Origin of the sequence: Waltera acetigignens (genome assembly GCF_025567015.1) — a bacterium.
Classification (GTDB): domain Bacteria; phylum Bacillota; class Clostridia; order Lachnospirales; family Lachnospiraceae; genus Acetatifactor; species Acetatifactor acetigignens.
In genome coordinates this window covers 49,893-68,166 of record NZ_JAOQJO010000023.1, presented here as the reverse complement: position 1 = coordinate 68,166, position 18,274 = coordinate 49,893, and the positions used below count along the sequence as shown (strand labels likewise).

At 40.9% G+C, this 18,274-nt stretch carries 20 protein-coding genes; all 20 read right to left on the bottom strand.

What is annotated here, in order from left to right; translation table 11 throughout:
• The coding region (locus OCV96_RS17695) for a hypothetical protein (RefSeq protein WP_262595056.1) at positions 1–1,025 on the bottom strand (1,025 nt) is incomplete at its 3' end.
• 146 nt (positions 1,026–1,171) lie between these two features.
• Positions 1,172–1,537 (bottom strand): hypothetical protein, encoded by a 366-nt coding sequence (locus OCV96_RS17690; RefSeq protein ID WP_243279352.1) that lies wholly within the window; start codon positions 1,535–1,537, stop codon positions 1,172–1,174.
• Positions 1,534–2,121, bottom strand: coding sequence for a hypothetical protein (locus OCV96_RS17685; protein ID WP_262595055.1), 588 nt, complete (start codon positions 2,119–2,121; stop codon positions 1,534–1,536). Before OCV96_RS17685 ends, OCV96_RS17690 begins: the two co-directional genes overlap by 4 nt.
• 9 nt (positions 2,122–2,130) lie before the next feature.
• A complete protein-coding gene (locus OCV96_RS17680; RefSeq protein ID WP_015517456.1) occupies positions 2,131–2,715 on the bottom strand; it encodes a hypothetical protein in 585 nt (194 codons plus the stop codon).
• 43 nt (positions 2,716–2,758) lie between these two features.
• Positions 2,759–2,935 carry a DUF3879 family protein gene (locus OCV96_RS17675; protein WP_226948312.1) on the bottom strand — a complete coding sequence of 59 codons (177 nt, stop codon included), beginning with the start codon at positions 2,933–2,935 and terminating at the stop codon, positions 2,759–2,761.
• A gap of 127 nt (positions 2,936–3,062) precedes the next feature.
• The gene (locus tag OCV96_RS17670) at positions 3,063–4,112 is read right to left on the bottom strand and encodes an ATP-binding protein (RefSeq protein ID WP_243248864.1); all 1,050 of its coding nucleotides are present in this window, start codon (positions 4,110–4,112) and stop codon (positions 3,063–3,065) included.
• Positions 4,113–4,363: 251 nt separating this feature from the next.
• On the bottom strand, positions 4,364–5,098 hold the full coding sequence (locus tag OCV96_RS17665; protein WP_262595054.1) for a LytR/AlgR family response regulator transcription factor: 735 nt from the start codon (positions 5,096–5,098) through the stop codon (positions 4,364–4,366).
• Positions 5,099–5,259: 161 nt separating this feature from the next.
• Positions 5,260–5,526, bottom strand: coding sequence for a hypothetical protein (locus OCV96_RS17660; protein ID WP_262595053.1), 267 nt, complete (start codon positions 5,524–5,526; stop codon positions 5,260–5,262).
• A 384-nt stretch (positions 5,527–5,910) separates the two neighbouring features.
• Positions 5,911–6,165, bottom strand: a complete 255-nt coding sequence (locus OCV96_RS17655; RefSeq protein WP_117947342.1) for a helix-turn-helix domain-containing protein — start codon at positions 6,163–6,165, stop codon at positions 5,911–5,913.
• A gap of 8 nt (positions 6,166–6,173) precedes the next feature.
• Positions 6,174–7,964 carry a VirD4-like conjugal transfer protein, CD1115 family gene (locus OCV96_RS17650; RefSeq protein WP_262595052.1) on the bottom strand — a complete coding sequence of 597 codons (1,791 nt, stop codon included), beginning with the start codon at positions 7,962–7,964 and terminating at the stop codon, positions 6,174–6,176.
• On the bottom strand, positions 7,949–9,499 hold the full coding sequence (locus OCV96_RS17645; protein WP_158435505.1) for a DUF3991 and toprim domain-containing protein: 1,551 nt from the start codon (positions 9,497–9,499) through the stop codon (positions 7,949–7,951). Before OCV96_RS17645 ends, OCV96_RS17650 begins: the two co-directional genes overlap by 16 nt.
• A 39-nt stretch (positions 9,500–9,538) precedes the next feature.
• Positions 9,539–12,349 (bottom strand): MobP3 family relaxase, encoded by a 2,811-nt coding sequence (gene mobP3 / locus OCV96_RS17640; protein WP_262595051.1) that lies wholly within the window; start codon positions 12,347–12,349, stop codon positions 9,539–9,541.
• Between the two features lie 10 nt (positions 12,350–12,359).
• Positions 12,360–13,850 carry a hypothetical protein gene (locus tag OCV96_RS17635; protein WP_262595050.1) on the bottom strand — a complete coding sequence of 497 codons (1,491 nt, stop codon included), beginning with the start codon at positions 13,848–13,850 and terminating at the stop codon, positions 12,360–12,362.
• Between the two features lie 87 nt (positions 13,851–13,937).
• Positions 13,938–14,357: a PIN domain-containing protein gene (locus tag OCV96_RS17630; RefSeq protein WP_006857304.1), complete on the bottom strand. Its 420-nt coding sequence runs from the start codon at positions 14,355–14,357 to the stop codon at positions 13,938–13,940.
• The gene (locus tag OCV96_RS17625; RefSeq protein WP_006857303.1) at positions 14,341–14,586 is read right to left on the bottom strand and encodes a hypothetical protein; all 246 of its coding nucleotides are present in this window, start codon (positions 14,584–14,586) and stop codon (positions 14,341–14,343) included. Before OCV96_RS17625 ends, OCV96_RS17630 begins: the two co-directional genes overlap by 17 nt.
• A gap of 63 nt (positions 14,587–14,649) precedes the next feature.
• Positions 14,650–15,060, bottom strand: coding sequence for a hypothetical protein (locus OCV96_RS17620; RefSeq protein WP_015517140.1), 411 nt, complete (start codon positions 15,058–15,060; stop codon positions 14,650–14,652).
• Positions 15,061–15,259: 199 nt separating this feature from the next.
• Positions 15,260–15,886 carry a DUF3879 family protein gene (locus tag OCV96_RS17615; RefSeq protein ID WP_118590733.1) on the bottom strand — a complete coding sequence of 209 codons (627 nt, stop codon included), beginning with the start codon at positions 15,884–15,886 and terminating at the stop codon, positions 15,260–15,262.
• 181 nt (positions 15,887–16,067) lie between these two features.
• Positions 16,068–16,619 carry a hypothetical protein gene (locus OCV96_RS17610; protein ID WP_227061824.1) on the bottom strand — a complete coding sequence of 184 codons (552 nt, stop codon included), beginning with the start codon at positions 16,617–16,619 and terminating at the stop codon, positions 16,068–16,070.
• 221 nt (positions 16,620–16,840) lie between these two features.
• Positions 16,841–17,689, bottom strand: coding sequence for a hypothetical protein (locus OCV96_RS17605; RefSeq protein ID WP_227061822.1), 849 nt, complete (start codon positions 17,687–17,689; stop codon positions 16,841–16,843).
• On the bottom strand, positions 17,686–18,246 hold the full coding sequence (locus OCV96_RS17600) for an RNA polymerase sigma factor (protein ID WP_015517135.1): 561 nt from the start codon (positions 18,244–18,246) through the stop codon (positions 17,686–17,688). The genes OCV96_RS17605 and OCV96_RS17600 overlap by 4 nt, the downstream gene beginning before the upstream one ends.
• Between the last annotated feature and the right edge of the window lie 28 nt (positions 18,247–18,274).

Here is an 18,274-nt window from a genome sequence, read left to right as displayed (position 1 = left end):
CCTGTGTAATACTGATACATCCGGTCACTGTACTTTTCCTCTACCAGTTTCTGAACCTGTTCCCGGACTTCTTTATCTTCGATACCGCTCACTGTTACATTCCCATTGCTTTCAATCTTTATCTGCATTCCCTCCAGCTCATCACGGGAGATACCTTTGCTTTCCAGATCCTTTACAAAATCCTCGGAAAAATCATGTTTCAGTTCCGCCTTCTGCTGTGCTTTCTCAAAATCTTTCAGATTGGCAAAAATCTTCATATACCCCATTTCCGCATCATCCAGTGTCTTTCCTTCCGCCATGTCCTGCAACAATTCATCCACTGTGCGCCCGCCTTTGTATTTCTTTTCTTCCGGCAGACTTTCAAACTGCTTCTGGTGGAATTTCTCCATTTCTTTTGTATAATTTTTCTCTGTATCCATCAGGACTTCATTATATTTGTCGAGGTATTCCCTCCAATTTTCATCTTTCCGGCTGTATGCACCGTGAAGGTTCCCGAATGCCTCCCTTATGGCATCGGTCTTTTCCTGTTCTTTATTTTCCGTAACCTTGAAACTGATTTTATAATAATCATGCGGAGAAACTTCTTCCCCATTTTTGTTTTCTATTTTGATACAATATTTATTGGTATTTGTATCCCAGTTCGGGATGGTCAGTGTTTTACGTCCTTCCCCGTCCCATTCTGCCTTTCCGACCTGATTGCCATATTCATCATATAAGGTGAGGTCATAATCACAGCCTTCCGGCATGTCCATGTATATTTGAACCCCAAAATAATTCTGTATGGTTCGATTAAATGGAATGGAAAAGTTGTAGAAATCCACATCCTTTTTATCACTGAGATTTCCTTTCAGACTGCTGGTTTCGTCCTTAATCAGAAAATCCAGATCCAGAAACGTACTTCCCTTCTTCTTGTCCGAAACCTCATAAGTGGTATGCTGTCTGCGATAAGTGTCATTGCTGCCAAGTGTACAGGAATCTTCCTGAAGTGTCATATTTTTCTTCAGTTTTCCTTCAAAAAATGCCACTGTTTCCTTTCCAGACATGAAAAAAATCGGTTTTTGACGAAATGCTGCCCCCTATGTAGAACCAGTATTGTTTATTTCCATTTCTTATCCTTCCTCCCGAAAAATATCTTACCTGTATTCTTATGCTTTCCTGTCAAAAGATGAGCCTACAGTATAACAGGATTATCCGGTAAAATAATACTGCTTTTCTCATATGCTGCCGCCGCCAACTGGCTATTTAGATATTCGTTTTGTACAGCTTTTCGTCTTGCCTGTGCTCTTTTTACTGCTTCCTTTTCCTGTTCTTTCATAAGTTCTTCCATTCTTTCGTGGCGCTTCTCCCACCAAGATTCTCCGTCATTCGTTGTTTCTGATCCACTCTTTCCTACTGGACCTGCATAACCGTAACATTCTTCCGGTGACGCTCCAATAACATCAAAGCCAACATTATTTGATCCTACCGGTAAGCCTTGAACGGAATATATAGATATTTTCCTCCAAATTATAGACCTTATTTTAATTGCATACTTCATGCCTTCATATCAAAATTATCTTGCAATATTATGTTTTCACCTACACTACCAGTCTTTTCTTCACTATTTAGTGCTTTTCTCGCCTCACTAAACGCCTCATAATATGTCATTTTTAATGCTGAATGAACCTGTGACTCTGCTTTTGTTTCTTTTTCCTGCCAGCCTACTCCCCCTGTATAGGTCAAAACTTCTTCGCCCTCTTCATTGTATACATGAATTGCCGAGCCTGTCCCTGTTCCCTGATATTTTGCCTCATAAGGTATTCCAAACAGCATACAGAGCCATTTTTTGTCTGCTTCCTCAACTTCTTTCATTGCTGACATATTACCTGAATTCATTGATTGACTAAACTTTCCAATTAAAGCAGCTCTATTCGGGGCTACTTCGCTTACTTCCGTCTTTCTCAAATTCATAAATGCATTTCCCATATATACATTGTCCTGTGCATCTTTTTTTGCCAGATCAACAATCTTCTCTTTTAAAGAATCCGTTAATTTCCATTTGTTTTTTTTAGAAGATTTAGAAACATTTTTATTCGATGTGTTCCACACTTTTGCTGTGCTATAATTATTTGATATTTCCATTTAATTGAATCACCTCTCTGTTCTGTCATTTATGTAATCATACAATTCCTTATATGACAGATAACCTGATAAGTTGTTCGAATCATATTGTAACTGCATAAATTCTTTAATCATGCTCATATAGTCTTTCTTTTCATTTATGCTGTCAGAATCATAAGTGATGTTGCCATTCACACCACCAGCCGCATTCATGAAATCTCCAAAAGCATTTTTCGTAAAGCCTTCTACATCACTATATGTTGTATATGCAAGCATTTCCAAATAACTTGCATTTCTTGGATCAACATCATTTATCTGTACATTTGTATCTGTGTAATTTCCTTCTTTGTCCCAATATCTTACCCTGTATTCTGGGTTTGCCGAATCATATGCATCTGATTTATATACAGATGCACTACTGCCATCCGGAAATCCTACTGCTGTTAATGCATTTCCACTATCTTCTGTTCCCGACATATGTAATGTAATATTAGAAGATGTACTGCTTACATTTGATAACAAACCGGAATTCATACCGTTCGCTTTCGCAGTGTTTCTTTTTGTTCCTGTATAATAATTTGAATAATTATAACCGTTAATTCCTGCTATACTCATTTTCGTTTCCTCCAATTATTTTCATTCCTCTGTCATTCGGAATCTACTCACTCAGGGCTGCTTTATACTTTTTACTGTTTGTGTCAATCCCTGCTGCTTTTAATTGTTTCTGTACAGAACTGCTGTTCATTTGAGACAACTGAATATTGTTGACTAAATTTGTTTTTGATGTTCCAAATGTCGTTTGAAATAAAAAACCGTAGTCCGTAATTCTTGACATAAGCGAAACCTCCCATCATTAAATTTTTTATATGTATCATCCATTTTATTTTTTATATCGACACACTCCTTCTGATATTTTACCTTTTCTGCACCAAGTACGATTTTTTTGCACGAAGTAAGACTTTTTATGAATTGAGGAATAACTCAGCAATAAATTTATTTCCATCACTTTTCAATATTAAATTTCCATCATATTTTTTTACACTGCTCTGAACATTCAGCAGTCCTATTCCACCGCCTTTTCCTTTCGCTGATACCGGAAAACCATTTTTCCACTTTACCTCCCCGCAGTTATTTTCGATGCTGGCAGCTATCATTTTATGGTATGAGCCAATCTTAATCGAAATATATTTCTCTCCTTCCAGCTTCTCTGCTGCCTCAATCGCATTATCTAATAAATTTCCAAAAATAGTTGTAATGTCGATTGGTGCAAGGAAATTCAGATTCACATTATCCACCTTTATGGTTACTGAAATACCTTTTTCCCTCATAACGGATTCTTTATCGGTAAGAAGAATGTTCAAGATCGGATTTTCTGTGTATTGAACCGGAATGAGCGGCTTTAACAGTTCTCTGATTTCCGCTGCATATTCTCCTGCCGTATTCCCCTGCTCTGCACCATATAATCCTTCGATTGCTTTAATATGCTTATTTACATCATGTAATATGTGGACGGTTTGATCATATTTTTTTGTCTGCGTCAAATAGTATTCGTATTGTACCTTTGCCTGTTGCTCTAAAGCGATGAGCTGCTTTTCATAATAGTTCTTTTCATCTGCCATTTTAACAAAATATAAAAGGTATAGATCTGCCAGAACAATACACCCCATATTGACTGCACATAAGTAATTTTCTTCTCCATTTTTAAAATTCTCTACAATTACACCCATGTTAATCAGATTGTATAGGAGTATAATTCCATACATGATGTACCTTGTCTTTGCATAAGGAATATCGCTCTTTTTCACAAACCTGTTTATGAATGTATAATACAAAAAAATAAGTATTACTTTTGAAAATGTTACCTCAAGGCAGTAAAGCATCGTTTCATTCACATTTTTTATATCTGCTGCCTGCAAAATACATTGTAAAAGAATCACTCCTAATGATTCACAAACAGACATGCAAAATACCAATGCCTCACATTCAATGATACGTCTTAACGGTTTATCCATATCCTCATAATACAGAGCATATGCTATTATCCCCGTCAACACGCCCCAGACCACCAGATTTAATATGGAATGATTGAGCATATTGATACAGGTTGTAAAAATCACTGTGACAGTCTCGATCACAATATATACATATCTACTTTGACTACTCTTTTTATACTTTCCATTCATAAACTGGAACAGTATGGTACTTATGATAAAACAGGAAAGAGCATTACATAATATCAGTAAAATCGTATTCATCGTTTCTCCTATGAATTTTTCTGCAAAAATTTATTTACTTCTTCTCTAAAATCGCTGCTTCTCTTTTGCGCAATCTGGAGTTCTTTTCCATTATCCATATAAATAGTAAAACCTTTAATTTTTTCAATATGCCTTAAATTAACAAGATTTCCCCTACAATTCACAACAAAATCATAGGGCTGCAGTTCTTCAACCAGTTTTTCAAAAATGCAGTCATACTCATATGTGATATCAGACAACGCTATCAGTACTTTTCTAGACCTCTTTATGTATTCAAAATATAAAATGTCCCTGAGTTTCAATTTGATTGACAGATACTCTTTCCCATTGCAGTCCGTCACTTTATAAAAATCCTTTTCTACTCCGGTATCCGGCAGTTGATCCAGCAGCTCCAACATCTGCGTTTCCAATTTATCATATTCCAATGGTTTACATAAAAATGAAAATGCATGAACTTCGTTAATGACCCGCATACAATATTCTTCATAACTCGTAATATACACTAATTTCACATCCGGGAATTTTTCCTTCAATTTTCTCCCCAGTTTAATACCATTCAGTTCTTCCATTGAAATATCTAAAATTCCGATATCAACGTTGCTGATATTTTCAAGCATTTGATTTGCAGACGCAAATTGCTCTATATGATAAGCAATCTTTTGACTTGTAAAAATCTTATGCAGCATATTCACTGCACACTCAAGATCTGCCATATCGTCATCACAGACAACAATTTCCAGCATAGCACTCACCTTCTTTCTCATTATATATCGAACATTTCTAATTTTTATTTTCTACCTGTTTTAATTTAATTAAAATCTTTCATTGAAGTGTCCAAAACATCAATATCAATTGTATTATCACACAGAAAATGTGCCATCAAATTGACAGCACATTTTCTCAATTATCTATGTTTTTCTTTTATTGCGCATACCGATTTAATTATTCCAAAACCACCTAACATAACCAATAATGCACCTACTATCTGATAACAATGAATTGTTTCCGTTAGGATTTTTTGATATAAGGTTCCATCCATCCCATTGTTTTCACTTACAATTTTTGAAGCCATTTCCAAACCATATGGTACAGCATTGATTATTTCCCTATAACCTATAATGCACACAAAAACTAAACTAACAAACCACATTATTAAAAGCACTCTTTCCATTTTTTTGCTACCATATTACCACTCTCCTCAAATAAACACTATCAGCTTCAGTATGCCACCATTCGTTACCTTATTTCCTCTTTTCTATGAGTACTCTAAACTTGCATATTCATTATTTTTTATTTTACTGTTTTGCACAATATATAAATCACGAAATACGATTTTTCCGCACGAAATACGATTAGAAAATAAAATTATGAGTCCCCACATGATCCATCTGATAATACTTCAATTCTTAGTTTTTTCCAAAAAAATATTGATGTTTCATATCGCCAACTGTATTTTCTTTTCTCTGTCCTTCCCCCTTAAAGTGAAAAGTTCCCTGCACAGGCCACGGTGAACCATACCATAGTCCACCTGACCGGCGCAGTAATCCCTTTGTGCCTATTTTATGATTTCATAGAGCAGGCTGCTCTTTCCTCCATTTTCACGCCATCTCTGCTTTTTCTGTATAAATCCTGCACACTCCAGATCGCGGATTGCACGCTTGACCGTACTTACAGACAGGTGCAGCTCTCTGGCAATGGTACCGATTGCCGGATAGCATGTCCTCTCCCTGTCCGCACGAGTCTCCAGATACAGATAGACCGCCACCGCCCTGTGTGGCAGCTCTGTTTCATAAATTTCTTTCCTAGTCACCCTGCCTCCTAATCTTCCGTCCGTAAGGTCTGCCGCATCTTTTTCATGGTGTCCGTCAGCGGTGTCTGCTGCATCCCTCCTGTCCTTGCCGTTTCTGCAGGTGTCTCGTCTGGTTCTTCCATGCAGCACATATATCTCCGTATGATCTCCTCTTCAATCTCCTGCTTGTCTGCGTATGCTACCTTTCTTGCAGATTTTTCTTCGCTCTCATAAGGTTCTTCAAATGTGATGCCCCATTTTAAGAACAGTTTCAGTTTTGTCCGCATAGGGTGAGTCCCGGTCTTTGATACGATAAAGTTTCCTTTTGGCAGTGACTTCAATTCATCCGCTGTCATGAGTGGTCTTTGGATCATCTGAAGGGACTGGCTCGGATCATTCTTTCCCCGGCTGATGGAACCGGACATGACAGTTTTGCTGCCCAGGCTCTTGGAGAGCACTTCCGCTGACTCCGAGTTCGGTGCGAACCCACCGAAGATGGTATCCTGACAGTTATCGATAATGATTTCTGCACCCTCTTTCCCATAATTCTTATTAAGCTGGGCAAAGGACTGGATCATGGGTACGATACTCACCCTTCTGGATCGGGACGCTGAGAACATCATCTCTGCGCTTTCAATCTTCGGAATCGTTCCGACCTCATCCCAATAGAAAACTACACGGTTGTTCAGTTTCCCTCCGTTCTCGTCTGCCACCACGAGAATTTCCCGGTAGAGCTGCTGTAAGATCAGAGAAATAATAAAATACTTTGTATTGTCCTCCTCCGGCATGACCAGAAACACCGCCGTCTTTTGTTTACAGAAAAGCTCTGCATCAATAGCGGTATCAAAACAGAGTATCTGCTCCAGCTCGGAATCCAGAAAAGCATTCAGTCTAGATAGTGCTGTGGAGAGAACCGACTGCATGGACTGCTCTGCTGTATTTAAGGCTGCCCCTGCAAACCATTTCGCCTTGTGGGTATCCGGGAGTTTCGCCAGAAGTAGCTGGAACTGGTTTTTCCCTTTCACTTTGGATGGTGCAAGTAAATCCTGTATCAGTTTGAACACGCTGATGATATGCCTCTTTCCATCCGGGCAGAATTCCGCAATGAGCAGGATGGCAGCCGTCAGCACGCCTTCTGCCGCATCATAGAAAAATGCATTCTGTCCATAGCTGGAACTGTCCGTACCACCGGAGGAGATAATGGTCTTTGCCGTGATCTTTGCATACTTTTCTGCTTTTGCCTTGGCACTCAAGTCCGTATGGTCTGCAAGATACTCATCCATGTATTTGTTGACCAGATGGAGCATATTGTCACCATCGCTTCTGGTCGGATTACGGAGATCGATGACTGCCGTATGGTAGCCATAGTATTTTTTTGCAATGCCTGCATAGTTGCGGTATAAATCTCCCTTTGTGTCCGTGGTCAGGAAACTCATTCCACAGGCACAGGCATATTCAATGTTGGGATACAGAAAATGTGCGGTCTTTCCGACTCCTGCCGCACCGATCATCAGGCAATGCACATCCCCGGTATCCACCAGTGCGTATAGTTTTCCTGCCCGCTCCATGCTGCCGAGTACCAGTCCCTGTGCAGCCGGCAGGTTCTCACCCCTGCGCCACAGCTCCGGTTCATAGGGCACCTGCACATAGGTTTCTGCGATTTCCTTTTTCGTGGCAAATCTCGCCGTTCCATGCTGACCGTCCCCGACAGTCCTGCTCTTGATTCCGTTTAATGTATAATAGTGTGACAGAAGTGACACGCCTCCAATCACGGAAAACATTGCCACCCCTGCGATCACCAGCATCACGACTGGCTGCATAGCATCATTCCTCCCTCCTGATGTTCCATTTTCTGTTCCTTCACAGTCTGTTTTGCCGGCTTCATCTGCTCTTCCCCGCAGTCGATGGCAACAAAAATATGAGCCCGGATGCATTCCATCGCAAGGCTCATACATTTTCTGGCAAGCAGTTCCTGATCTTCTTTTTGTTCTAAGTCTTTTGTATCGAACACCTCCAGTGTTTCTTCAAAGGCTGCCTGCATCTGCCGGATGCGGGTGTTGAAGTTTCCCTTGTCTTTATGCGGCTGATAACGCTTTGACAGATTTTCCAGTATCTGGTCTGCACTAGTTTCCCTGCCAAGTGCGATTCCCTCTTTTTCCATGCACCGCACAAGCACTCCGGTCAAAAGCATCCCCGGTCCGTCAAAGGCATCCATAAGCTGTTCCCTGCCCCTGCCCTTTTTCAGTTCATTATAAATATCCTGATAATAACGGCAGATATAACTTCTGTTGGCATACTTGATGTTGATGGATTCCGTCACTTCTTTCAGCACCTCTGTCCATGCCCTGCATTCCATGACTCTCGGATGCTCCTGTGCCGGAATTGTTTCCTCACCATATCTGCCTTTTAAATCCTCATTCCAGTCTTTGCAGGCTGACTGTAACCTCTTTACCGCACCATATCCATTGCGTACCAGAATCTCTGCCAGTCTGCCGCACGCCTCTATGCCTGCCGGATCATGGTCAAGGCACAGCACAACCGTATCCAGTCTGGGATTGTCTTTCAATGCCTGCAGCATGGCATGCTCTGCCACACCGTTTAAGGTGATATAACTGTTCCCCTGCCAGTTCTCTGGATACAGGGACAGAAATGATAACAGGTCAATGGGTGCCTCAAACACATACAGTCTGTTCCCGTTTCCCCTGTATCCAAATCCGTAGGCAGCTTCCGAGCCTTCCTGATTCAGCCGGAAGCTCCTGCCGTCAGAATAGCTCCCCTTCACATGGATATGCCGGATTTTCCCCTCGCTGTCCAGTCCGGCAAACACAATATTGTGATGCTCCGCAGATTCATATATGGTTCCTTCCTTTGCAAAGTACGAGAGGATTTCCCTGTCAATATGACGTTTCTGCAGAAGATATGCATAGACTCTCTTCATGGTCGGATTTTTCTCCGGCGGTTTCAGTTCCTTTGGCTCTTTTGGTTCTTTTCTTTCCTCTGTCTGTTCTTTGTCTACAGCCTGCCGTCCCTTCCCGGCTCTTGCCGGTTTTCTTTTTGTCTCCTGCCTTTTTCCCCGTTCAATAATCTGTCCCTGTTCTCCGTCCAGCAGATAGCTCACCGCCTCCGGGTAGGACATCCCGAAGAACTCCTGCATAAAATCAATGGCATGACTTCCGACCTGTCTGCTGTGGCGGTACCAACTGCTCCCCCGGAAAGTCACACTCCTGTGCCGTTTCCAACGCCATTCATTTCCGGAACGCTCCACTTCCTCATGCTCCCGGCGAAGGATGTCCGCAATATGTACCGCATTGGCTCGCTCCTTCTGTTCCTCTGTAAAATAAATAAAATCTCCCAATCGTACCTCCTCTCATCATTTCTACCACTCCTCCTGTGATCACTGTGTTTGTACCATGTCCTCATGGTCATCCACGGCATGTCCCTGTGCAATCTTCTTCTGACGGATTTTTCGTGCGAGTTTTCTGTCAATCCCCTGCCTGCGTCCTCCACTCTTTCTTCCAGCCACATTCTCTTCGATGATATGTTCCAGATGCCGCATGAGCCTTGTTGCCATTAAGAACAGATCGGGGTGTGGCATATCATTCCAGTGTTCTAAAAAATACGCTGCATAAATATTTCCCTGCTCTGCGGATTTTAAAAAATAATCGTATGCCAGTTCCTTGTCCTGCTGGACATCCTTTCCGATCAGATACACTTTCCCAAGGGCATATTGTGCATACTGGTTTTCGGTGTCTGCCGCCATCTTCAGATAATGCAGTGCCAGTTCCGTGTTCTTTGGCAGTTCTTCTCCGGCAAGATAAAGTTTCCCTAACCTGTATGCTGCAAATTGATTTTTCTGTTTCGCAGCCAGTGTCAGATACTGTATGGCTGCCGGAATGTTTTTAGTGTCCTCTTCCAGATATATTTTCCCAAGCTGATACTGTGCATAGCTGTTTCTGGCATTTGCGGCACGTTTCAGGTGGAACACTGCTTTTTCCATGTCCTCTGCTACCAGTGTGCCTTCCCTGTACAACCGTCCGATTGCATAATCCGCAAACGGATTTTCCTGTGCGGCTGATTCTTCCAGCCACTTTACCGCTTTTGCAATCTTTGCGTAATCCGGTGCTGTCCCAGACTCCCCGCTTAACTTTTGGCTCTCCTGTCTGATATAGAGTCTGGCAAGCTGATAGGAGGCATGGGTGTTGCCATAATCAGATGCCTTTGTCAGATAATGTTCCGCTTTCGTTTCGTCTGCCTCTGTCCCGATCCCATGCAGATACATGCAGCCGATACGATACCAGAGCGTATCATCCTTTGATCTTTTCTCAAGATTCAGAAAACCTAGAAAGGCTACACGATAACAATTTTCCGACTTTTCCTGATTTTTCTCTGTTCCGCATCCTGTCTCATACAGTTTTCCAAGTTCATACGCCGCATAGGGATTTCCCTTGCTGTAAGAACGGAACAGCAGACTATATGCGGTTTCCTCATCCTGCTCCACTCCTTTCCCCTGCAGATAGAGCATGCCAAGGGAATAGAGCGCATACTTATGTTCCTTTGCTGCCGCCTTGGAAAACCACTCCCCTGCCTGTTCCATATTCTCGTCTGTACCAAGTCCGTACTGATACATTTTTCCAATGCGGTATTCCAGATAGGTGTTACTTTTCTTCTGCTCTACATAATGCATTGCCGCCAATGCTTTTTTGTACCACACATCTACCTTTTCTTTGTCTGCTTCACATCCAATGCCCTGTGCATAAATCTTTCCCATGTCGTGCATGGCATACGCATTTCCCTGCTCTGCCTCTTCCAGCATGATCTCATGAGCTGCCTCCTCATCTGGTTCTTCCCCCATCGTGCCATAGAGATATTCCCTCGCTTCTTTATACCGGTCCGTCCATCTGGCAAAATAAGAAACGGATTCCCCATGCTCTTCTTCCTGCCTGTCTGGTTCCTGCTCCTCCATCTCCGTTTGTCCAAGCATGATATCCGGCATGTCCTCCCCCTGCAATGTGGCAAGGCTTTCTGTCTGCTGTTCGGATATCTCTTCCAGCCGTTCTATTCCTGTTTCCGCTTCTTCCAGATACAGATACCCTTCTCCAAAACGGACTGCCTCACGGATGACCATATTTTTAACGCTCTTTAGCTCCTTCTGCTGTGACAGCGGTATCATCTCTATTTCCGAATCTTTATAGTAATGCTGTATCTCCTCCCTGCTTTTTAGCCATGCCTGATAGCATTCTGCCACACGCTCTTCCTTTGCCAGTTCATCTACAATGTCATTTACGATGGCCTTCACATCTGCCTTTAAGTATCCATACACCTTTTTCCCTCCGGTATTTTTTAACCGTCTGGATAAAAGCTGCATCTGTTGTGCAATTTGGGGATGATGGCAGACTCCCTCCTGCATTTGCTGCAACAAAAAAAGCAGACTTTTTTCTGCCTGCTCTTTTAACTGGTTTCTCTGTTCGGTTGCTTTCTCATAGATGCTTAGAAACTCCTGCCGGAAGATATCATGTGCGTATGCAGAACGCATGGCATCAATTCCCTTTGCCGTCAAGTATCCCTCGGACGGATCAGAAGAATAGACCACCAGATGCACATGGGGATGATGGGATTCATTGTGGAATGCCGCATACCATTTCAGGTTCCGGCTGTCTATCTTATAATTCTCGCACAGCAACTGCACCCTGCTTCTCAACAGTGCCTGCCACTGTGCGGCACTGTCATAGCCTAGCCGCTCGGCATCCTCCCTCCGCAGGCTGATGACATTCGTCCAGATCACACCGGGATGATTTGCCACCTCTTCTGCCACACAGGACAGCACCACCGGTTCTCCCTCATTTGAAAACAGACCGTGAGTACCTATGATTTCTACTCCCGGTCTGTTTGCCAGATAATCCATGTAATTTTTCTTTTTCGCTATGATGTCAAGGTTATTCTCCAGCGCCTGCGTGATAAACTCAGATGCATTTTCTCTGGTTGGTCTTTGGATATAATCGTGATACTCATGCATCCGGTTCGCATCGGGAATCTTCGACAGAATATCTGTAATCAGACTTTTCTGCCGGTCGGTGGCTGGCAGCGAAGATGTCGTGCTGGCTACCTTCTCCACGCCTTCACGGGTGCCGATGTAATTGATGTAATTGGCAAGGTGTGCGGGCGGGGAGTTTTTGAGGTAGTTGCAGCGTAGGATAAGTTTGGGCATGGTGTCCTCCTTATTGGTCTGTCCCTAATTCCTTTTTCAGCTTTTCTGCTATTTTATTGAAATAATCTCTTTCTCCAATAAAATGCATATCGCCAACTGCCTGATATATATTCAATATTTCCAGAACACTCTTATAGTCGTTGCCTCCTCTTTTGTTTTCAACAAGTGCTTTCACAACATCATCAAATCTACTTTTATCCTTTTTATAGGTTGCCAGAAGCATCTCCAGATCATCTATTGTCATAATATAACATCTTGGATCTTGCTCAAATATTTCCGGCAATGAGCCGACTATCATCTGTGTATTGGTCATACTCTCATACAAAAGAAAAACCTTTATTACAGGTTTCTCTCCTTTATATTCCTGCTCTGATGCCTTCAACTGCTCATATGCCTCTTTTATGTTCCTGTTATAAAATATATCAATCTGCCCAACATCCGGCACCTGCTGTTTTGCTCCCAGTCCAAGTAATCCTGATTTTAATTCAAACAAAAATACCGCTTCATCCACTTCAACATAATAATCAGCACTCTTTTTTCTTTCCTCTGGAATCTTATGCCATGAATTCTTGGGCAGATATAAACCTGCCAGTTCTTCAAAGTAATCCTCAAACATCTCTCCAAAAGCAATTATAAATTTGGTTCCCCAATGATTGTTGTGATAGTAATCCCGAATCAGCCAGTACAATCCATCTGCTATCATCATCTGTACCAAATAGAAACTGACTGCAATCGTTTCTTTCGTCTTTTGCGTAATCACAAATGGTTTGTTGTAGAAAATCTGTTTTCGCAATGATGAGTTTCTCACCTGTTCATAGGTCACAGAATAATAACTTATAACCCGCTCCAGATTTTTCTTTGTCAGGATGCTATTTTCTTTTTTTCTATATAACTCTTCCGGTGCGCTTAATGGATCTGGATAAATAGAACACAGCCACCAGATAATCCATTCTACTGCTAACAATTCCTCTGCTGTAAGTCCAAATAATTCGTTTGTAATCACATTGATATCAACTATTTTTTCCCTGTTAATATTAGGCGAACCGATCAGCATATGGTAATTGCGGTTATAGTTCTGATATATCCATGCCGGATTTGCGTATTTAAATTGTTCATATGACATTCCCATCAAATATTTGAATATACTAGGCAGTCCATTATTTCCAATATATTCACTTCCTGAATGCTTATTTTCATACCCACGATACAGGTTGACCACTCTTCCTGCTAATTGTTCTGTCATAATATCATTTCTGTAATCATTGGAATTCGTGATAGAAAGATATGCCATGTTTGGAATATCCCATGCCGATAACATGACTTTTGCCTGCTTATGTATAAAACCATGCTGAATAATGTTTAAAGGAAATGTAATATTACATACCAAATGTTCATCTAATTTTTCTACTTGATTTTTATATATTTCAATAGATTTTTCTGCAAAAAAATAGATAAAATCTCTGGTAGCATAGTTCTTAATGAACCCTTCAAAATCTTTCAACTATGTTTCCTCCTCATAAATTCACAGCTTTTAAGAGTACAGAAAAGACCACTACCGAAGTAATGGTCCTGTATTCCCTTCTGATAATTAATTTTTTTCTAACTCTCTCAACAACTCATCTGGGAGAATTACTTTTACTCTTGAATGCTTAAAATCAGCCGGATTTCGTGTAACAATATAATCTGCCATAGACTCAACTGCACATTCTTCCTGCAGACCATCTTCAAAATCTGAAAATGCATTGTTTTCCAATGCAGCTACTATCTTCTTTTCATTCAAGTCAGAAATCTGAAATATCTCACATAAATTTTTCAGAAGAAATCTTCTTTCTTCCTGACTGAAATTTTTTCTAAGAATATAAAACAAGTTTGGTATGCTATGTGCCGCAAGTATTCCTGTTATTTCCCTTGCCGCACATTTTTCCATAATTCTTTTTGCATCATCAGCATATGGTTCCCGATTGGCAAGTGCATCTATAATAATATTTGTGTCAACCAATATTACCATACTTTTCCTCCCTTGCCTCCTGTAATTCCTTGTCTGCGTCAAAATCTTCTGGTAATCTTCCGCTGAACTTCAGCACATTCTGGAGTGCTTCCATTGCCTGTTTCTTATCTGCAGGTCTGTTGGATGACATTTCCTCAAGATTCTGAAGAATATTAATCACATAAAACATTTTTTCATCTGGAATACGTTCTATCAATTCAACTGCCCGTTCCTTCATCTGTGTCATCATGTACCACTCCTTCCTTTTCTTTTATCATACTGTAAGTCTTACCGCATTTCAATAAATTATTTCTTAAAAACGATCCCCCTGCTGATATTGATATGCCTCCTCAAACCTCACTGCTCCATTGATCCGTTTCACCTCTTCTGCACACTTCGCCTGCAGCTTTCCGAGTGCCTGCTCATCCACACCATGGCTGTATGCGATCACATGGGACAGCTTGGAAGTTTCCACTGCAAGTTTATACATTGCCCGAGCCATGCGGTTCTCGCTGTCCTTTACCGTTGCATGCATGACAGAGGAGATGGTTGTCAGCATATAATTTTCTATTTTCTCCGAAGTGAGATATCCGATATAAAACCGCAGTGCCCGATTGACGAATTCGTTTCGTGAACGCACATCTGCCTGTGGTAACAGGGCATCTACCTGCCCCAGCAGTTCTTCTTCAATATAAAATGCTTTTCTTATCTTTTCAGTTCCCATACACTGCCTTTTCATAATTATCTTTGTAAATTTGTGTTATCAGCGGCTCGCTGTCCAGCCTTGCTATTTTTTCATAAATCTGCTCCTTTACATAAAAACAGAGCGCATAGATTTGTTTTCTATACGCTCTGACACCGGGGTTTTTATTTAGTTGTAATTGTGGTAATGGTTATTTAGCCCAAATTGAAGTGATTGTATTTTATACTGATACATCAATAGAATTACGAACTAACCTATTACCATTTTTTACAAGAGTAGATTCCACTGATTCTCTTGTAACGTTATCAAGAATGCTTGTATCAAACTTTTGTCCCGGCTTCCAATTTGGATTAGCTGATTTCACTGCTGCATACATAGCGGCTCTATACTGTCCTTCATATTGTTCTAAAGTCCATGTACCACTTAAACGTTTATCTTTACTTACACTTAACTGATAATCTTTGAAAATATCTGAACGCTTCGTTGTGTCACCATTTGAAATACCGTTTTCCTGAATAAATTCCTTCTTCACATTATCAAACATCTTTTGACGATATTCCTCAGATACACTCGTAAGTTTCTGCCACGATGTACCTTTGCCAGTAACATCCATTCCTGCCACTCCATTTGCATTCAGTAAATCACCATCCGAATCAAATTGTTTCATCAAATTCTTAATAATCGTATCTCTTCCACCGAACGTTTCATATATCATTTTTTCTTCTGGTGACATCATGGATTCATTTTGTATAACGCCTGATAACCAGCCTTTTTCTTTCAAAGCCTTATATTGTTTGCTATTTGTATTGATGCCATTATATGTATTACCTGATCCGCTAATATTCATCGACATATAAAAACCTCCTTGTAAATAAATTCAAAATCCGTTTAGAATTAACTCAATGCTATGTAATATATCGTCATAAACCTCAGAAAAATAAGCACACCAATCTCTACAAATTGCCATTCTGTAAAATTTGTTTGTCACCCTACACACTATCCAACATCTGCTGGCTTATTCCCGTACTCTACTCCTCAGTTTGTTTTTGCTCAGCCTTTAATATCATGCTCCTGTATGCTTCTTCGTTTTCCGCACTGATTGGCATTTCAATTCCGTCCATCATATTTTTGACTCTCAGATTATCCGCAGCATAATAAAAGGTTTCACCGCTATACTCTCCCCTTTCTCCATGCCTTGGAAATCCTATGTCACAAAATTCCTGCAGTTCTTCCTCTCCCTCCCGGAAGTGGAATGATACCGTATCCTGTTCCATATCCATTTCAATTCCAAATGATGCCTGTTCTTTCATCACAAGTTGAAACATCTGCTCTTTTTTAACCGCAGTAAATAATTCTTCTCCCTCTATCTCTTCCGGGAATAAATAATTACCTTTCATCTGTTTCAGCATGGGTGCCGCACATAATCCTTTTTGTGGTGACATTTGATCATTCAGAACACCTTTTAAACTATGCAGAAAATCAGCTACTGCAAAAGGGTAACTGAACCCTCCAGCATGTTCCGAAAAAAAATAGTGTTCCTTTCCGTTTTCGTGAACGGTATAAATTGCTTTTGTATTCATCTCATCCCTCCTCACAAATATCTACAATATGCTCACACAGTTTCTGCTTTTCTCTCTTGGCTTTGTCATGGTTGGTCGCTCCTGCTCATAGGCATAGAAAAAGGACAGTCGATTTTCTCGGCTGCCCTTGTAAAATAGGGAAAACTTATTTACTTTGCAAGAAAGCCTTGTTCTGATACTTCTTCATTAGAAGTATGGCTGTTTTTTTGGGGTGAGGCATATTAGTCTGGGGTTCCGTCGAGGTCTGTGTTATGATAGTTTTCATATAACCAGTATTTTCCCTCAATCTCAACGACAATTCTATCGCCATACTGATAAACCGCAGCTCCTACAATATCATCATTTGCTTGGAAATTTTCTTTTGGTTCTTCCGAAGAACTAACTGTACTTTCGATTTTTCCTAACAAATTGAAAGAACTTTTTTCATCTGCGAAGTTGGGTTGAAGGTCAACGATTCGATAAAGCGTATCATTTACATAGACCATAGGAGCAATATCTCCAGAAATAGGAACCAATGCCTTTAGCAAATCTTCTCCTGTTACACCTAATTGTGCCTCATCGCTTGCAAAAGGAATACGCAGCAGGTATTGTTGGTCTACTTCGTAAAGATATATATAAATACCCGATCCAATATCTTGTGTGTTACCTAAAAGAGAAAGAATGTCTGTTCTTGTCATTGTTGGTGTTAGTTGTTTAATTTGCTCGGATGTTACCTGTGTCGGTGTATCAATTGGTTCTTTGTTTTCTGATATTAGACTACGAATTTCTTCGGTCAACGGGCTACTTTCTCCTGCGTCAATCGTTTTCACAGCTTCTTTTATTTCTTTATGAGAATAGTCGCTCAAATCTTCAACAGCAATGCCGAGAGAATTGAGATAATCAACCGCTGCATTATATTGAATTATATCAATGGCAAATGCGGTCAATGGCATCATCAAGCACAAGCAAGCTGCAATAGCTCCCCACTTTACCCAAATGGACATTTTGGCTTTCTTCTTGTAGCTGAGGGCTTCATCGATATATTTTGTATCAAGTTCGCTCATAGCGTCGGAAAACTTCTTTGCGTTCATATGAATACCTCTCTTTCAATCAAGTATTGTTTCATTTTTTCGCGGATACGGGTCAGCCGGACAGAGATGTTTTTCTCCGAAAGCCCCATAAACTCGGCTATGTCCTTGTAGCTGTCAGCAAACCAATAGCGGCGCATAAAGATAACGCGGTTTTCGGTAGTCAGCGTGTCCAAAAAACTTTCAATGCTACGGGCTAATTCTCTGGCGTCAATTTCTGCTTCTACTGTGTTCGGGGCTGCTATACAGGCTTCAATTTCTTCCAAAGCAATCGTGTAATGGCTGCTTCGTTTGGCTGCTTCCTTTCTCCAATAGATTTTGAGTGAAATGTTCCGAACGATTTTCACAAGATAAGACAATAGCGGATTAGGTCGTGCTGGTGGAATGGCGTTCCATGCGGCTAAATAAGCATCATTTACACATTCCTCCGCGTCCCACCGACTCCCTACGATATGGTAGGAAAGATTGTGGCAGACTTTTCCGTATTTTATGTCCAGTTCCCGCATGCCCTGTTCTGAACGCTCAAAAAACATTTCTATGATTTTTTCATCGTCTATCATCACACCGCCTCCTTTCTGGCTTCACCTA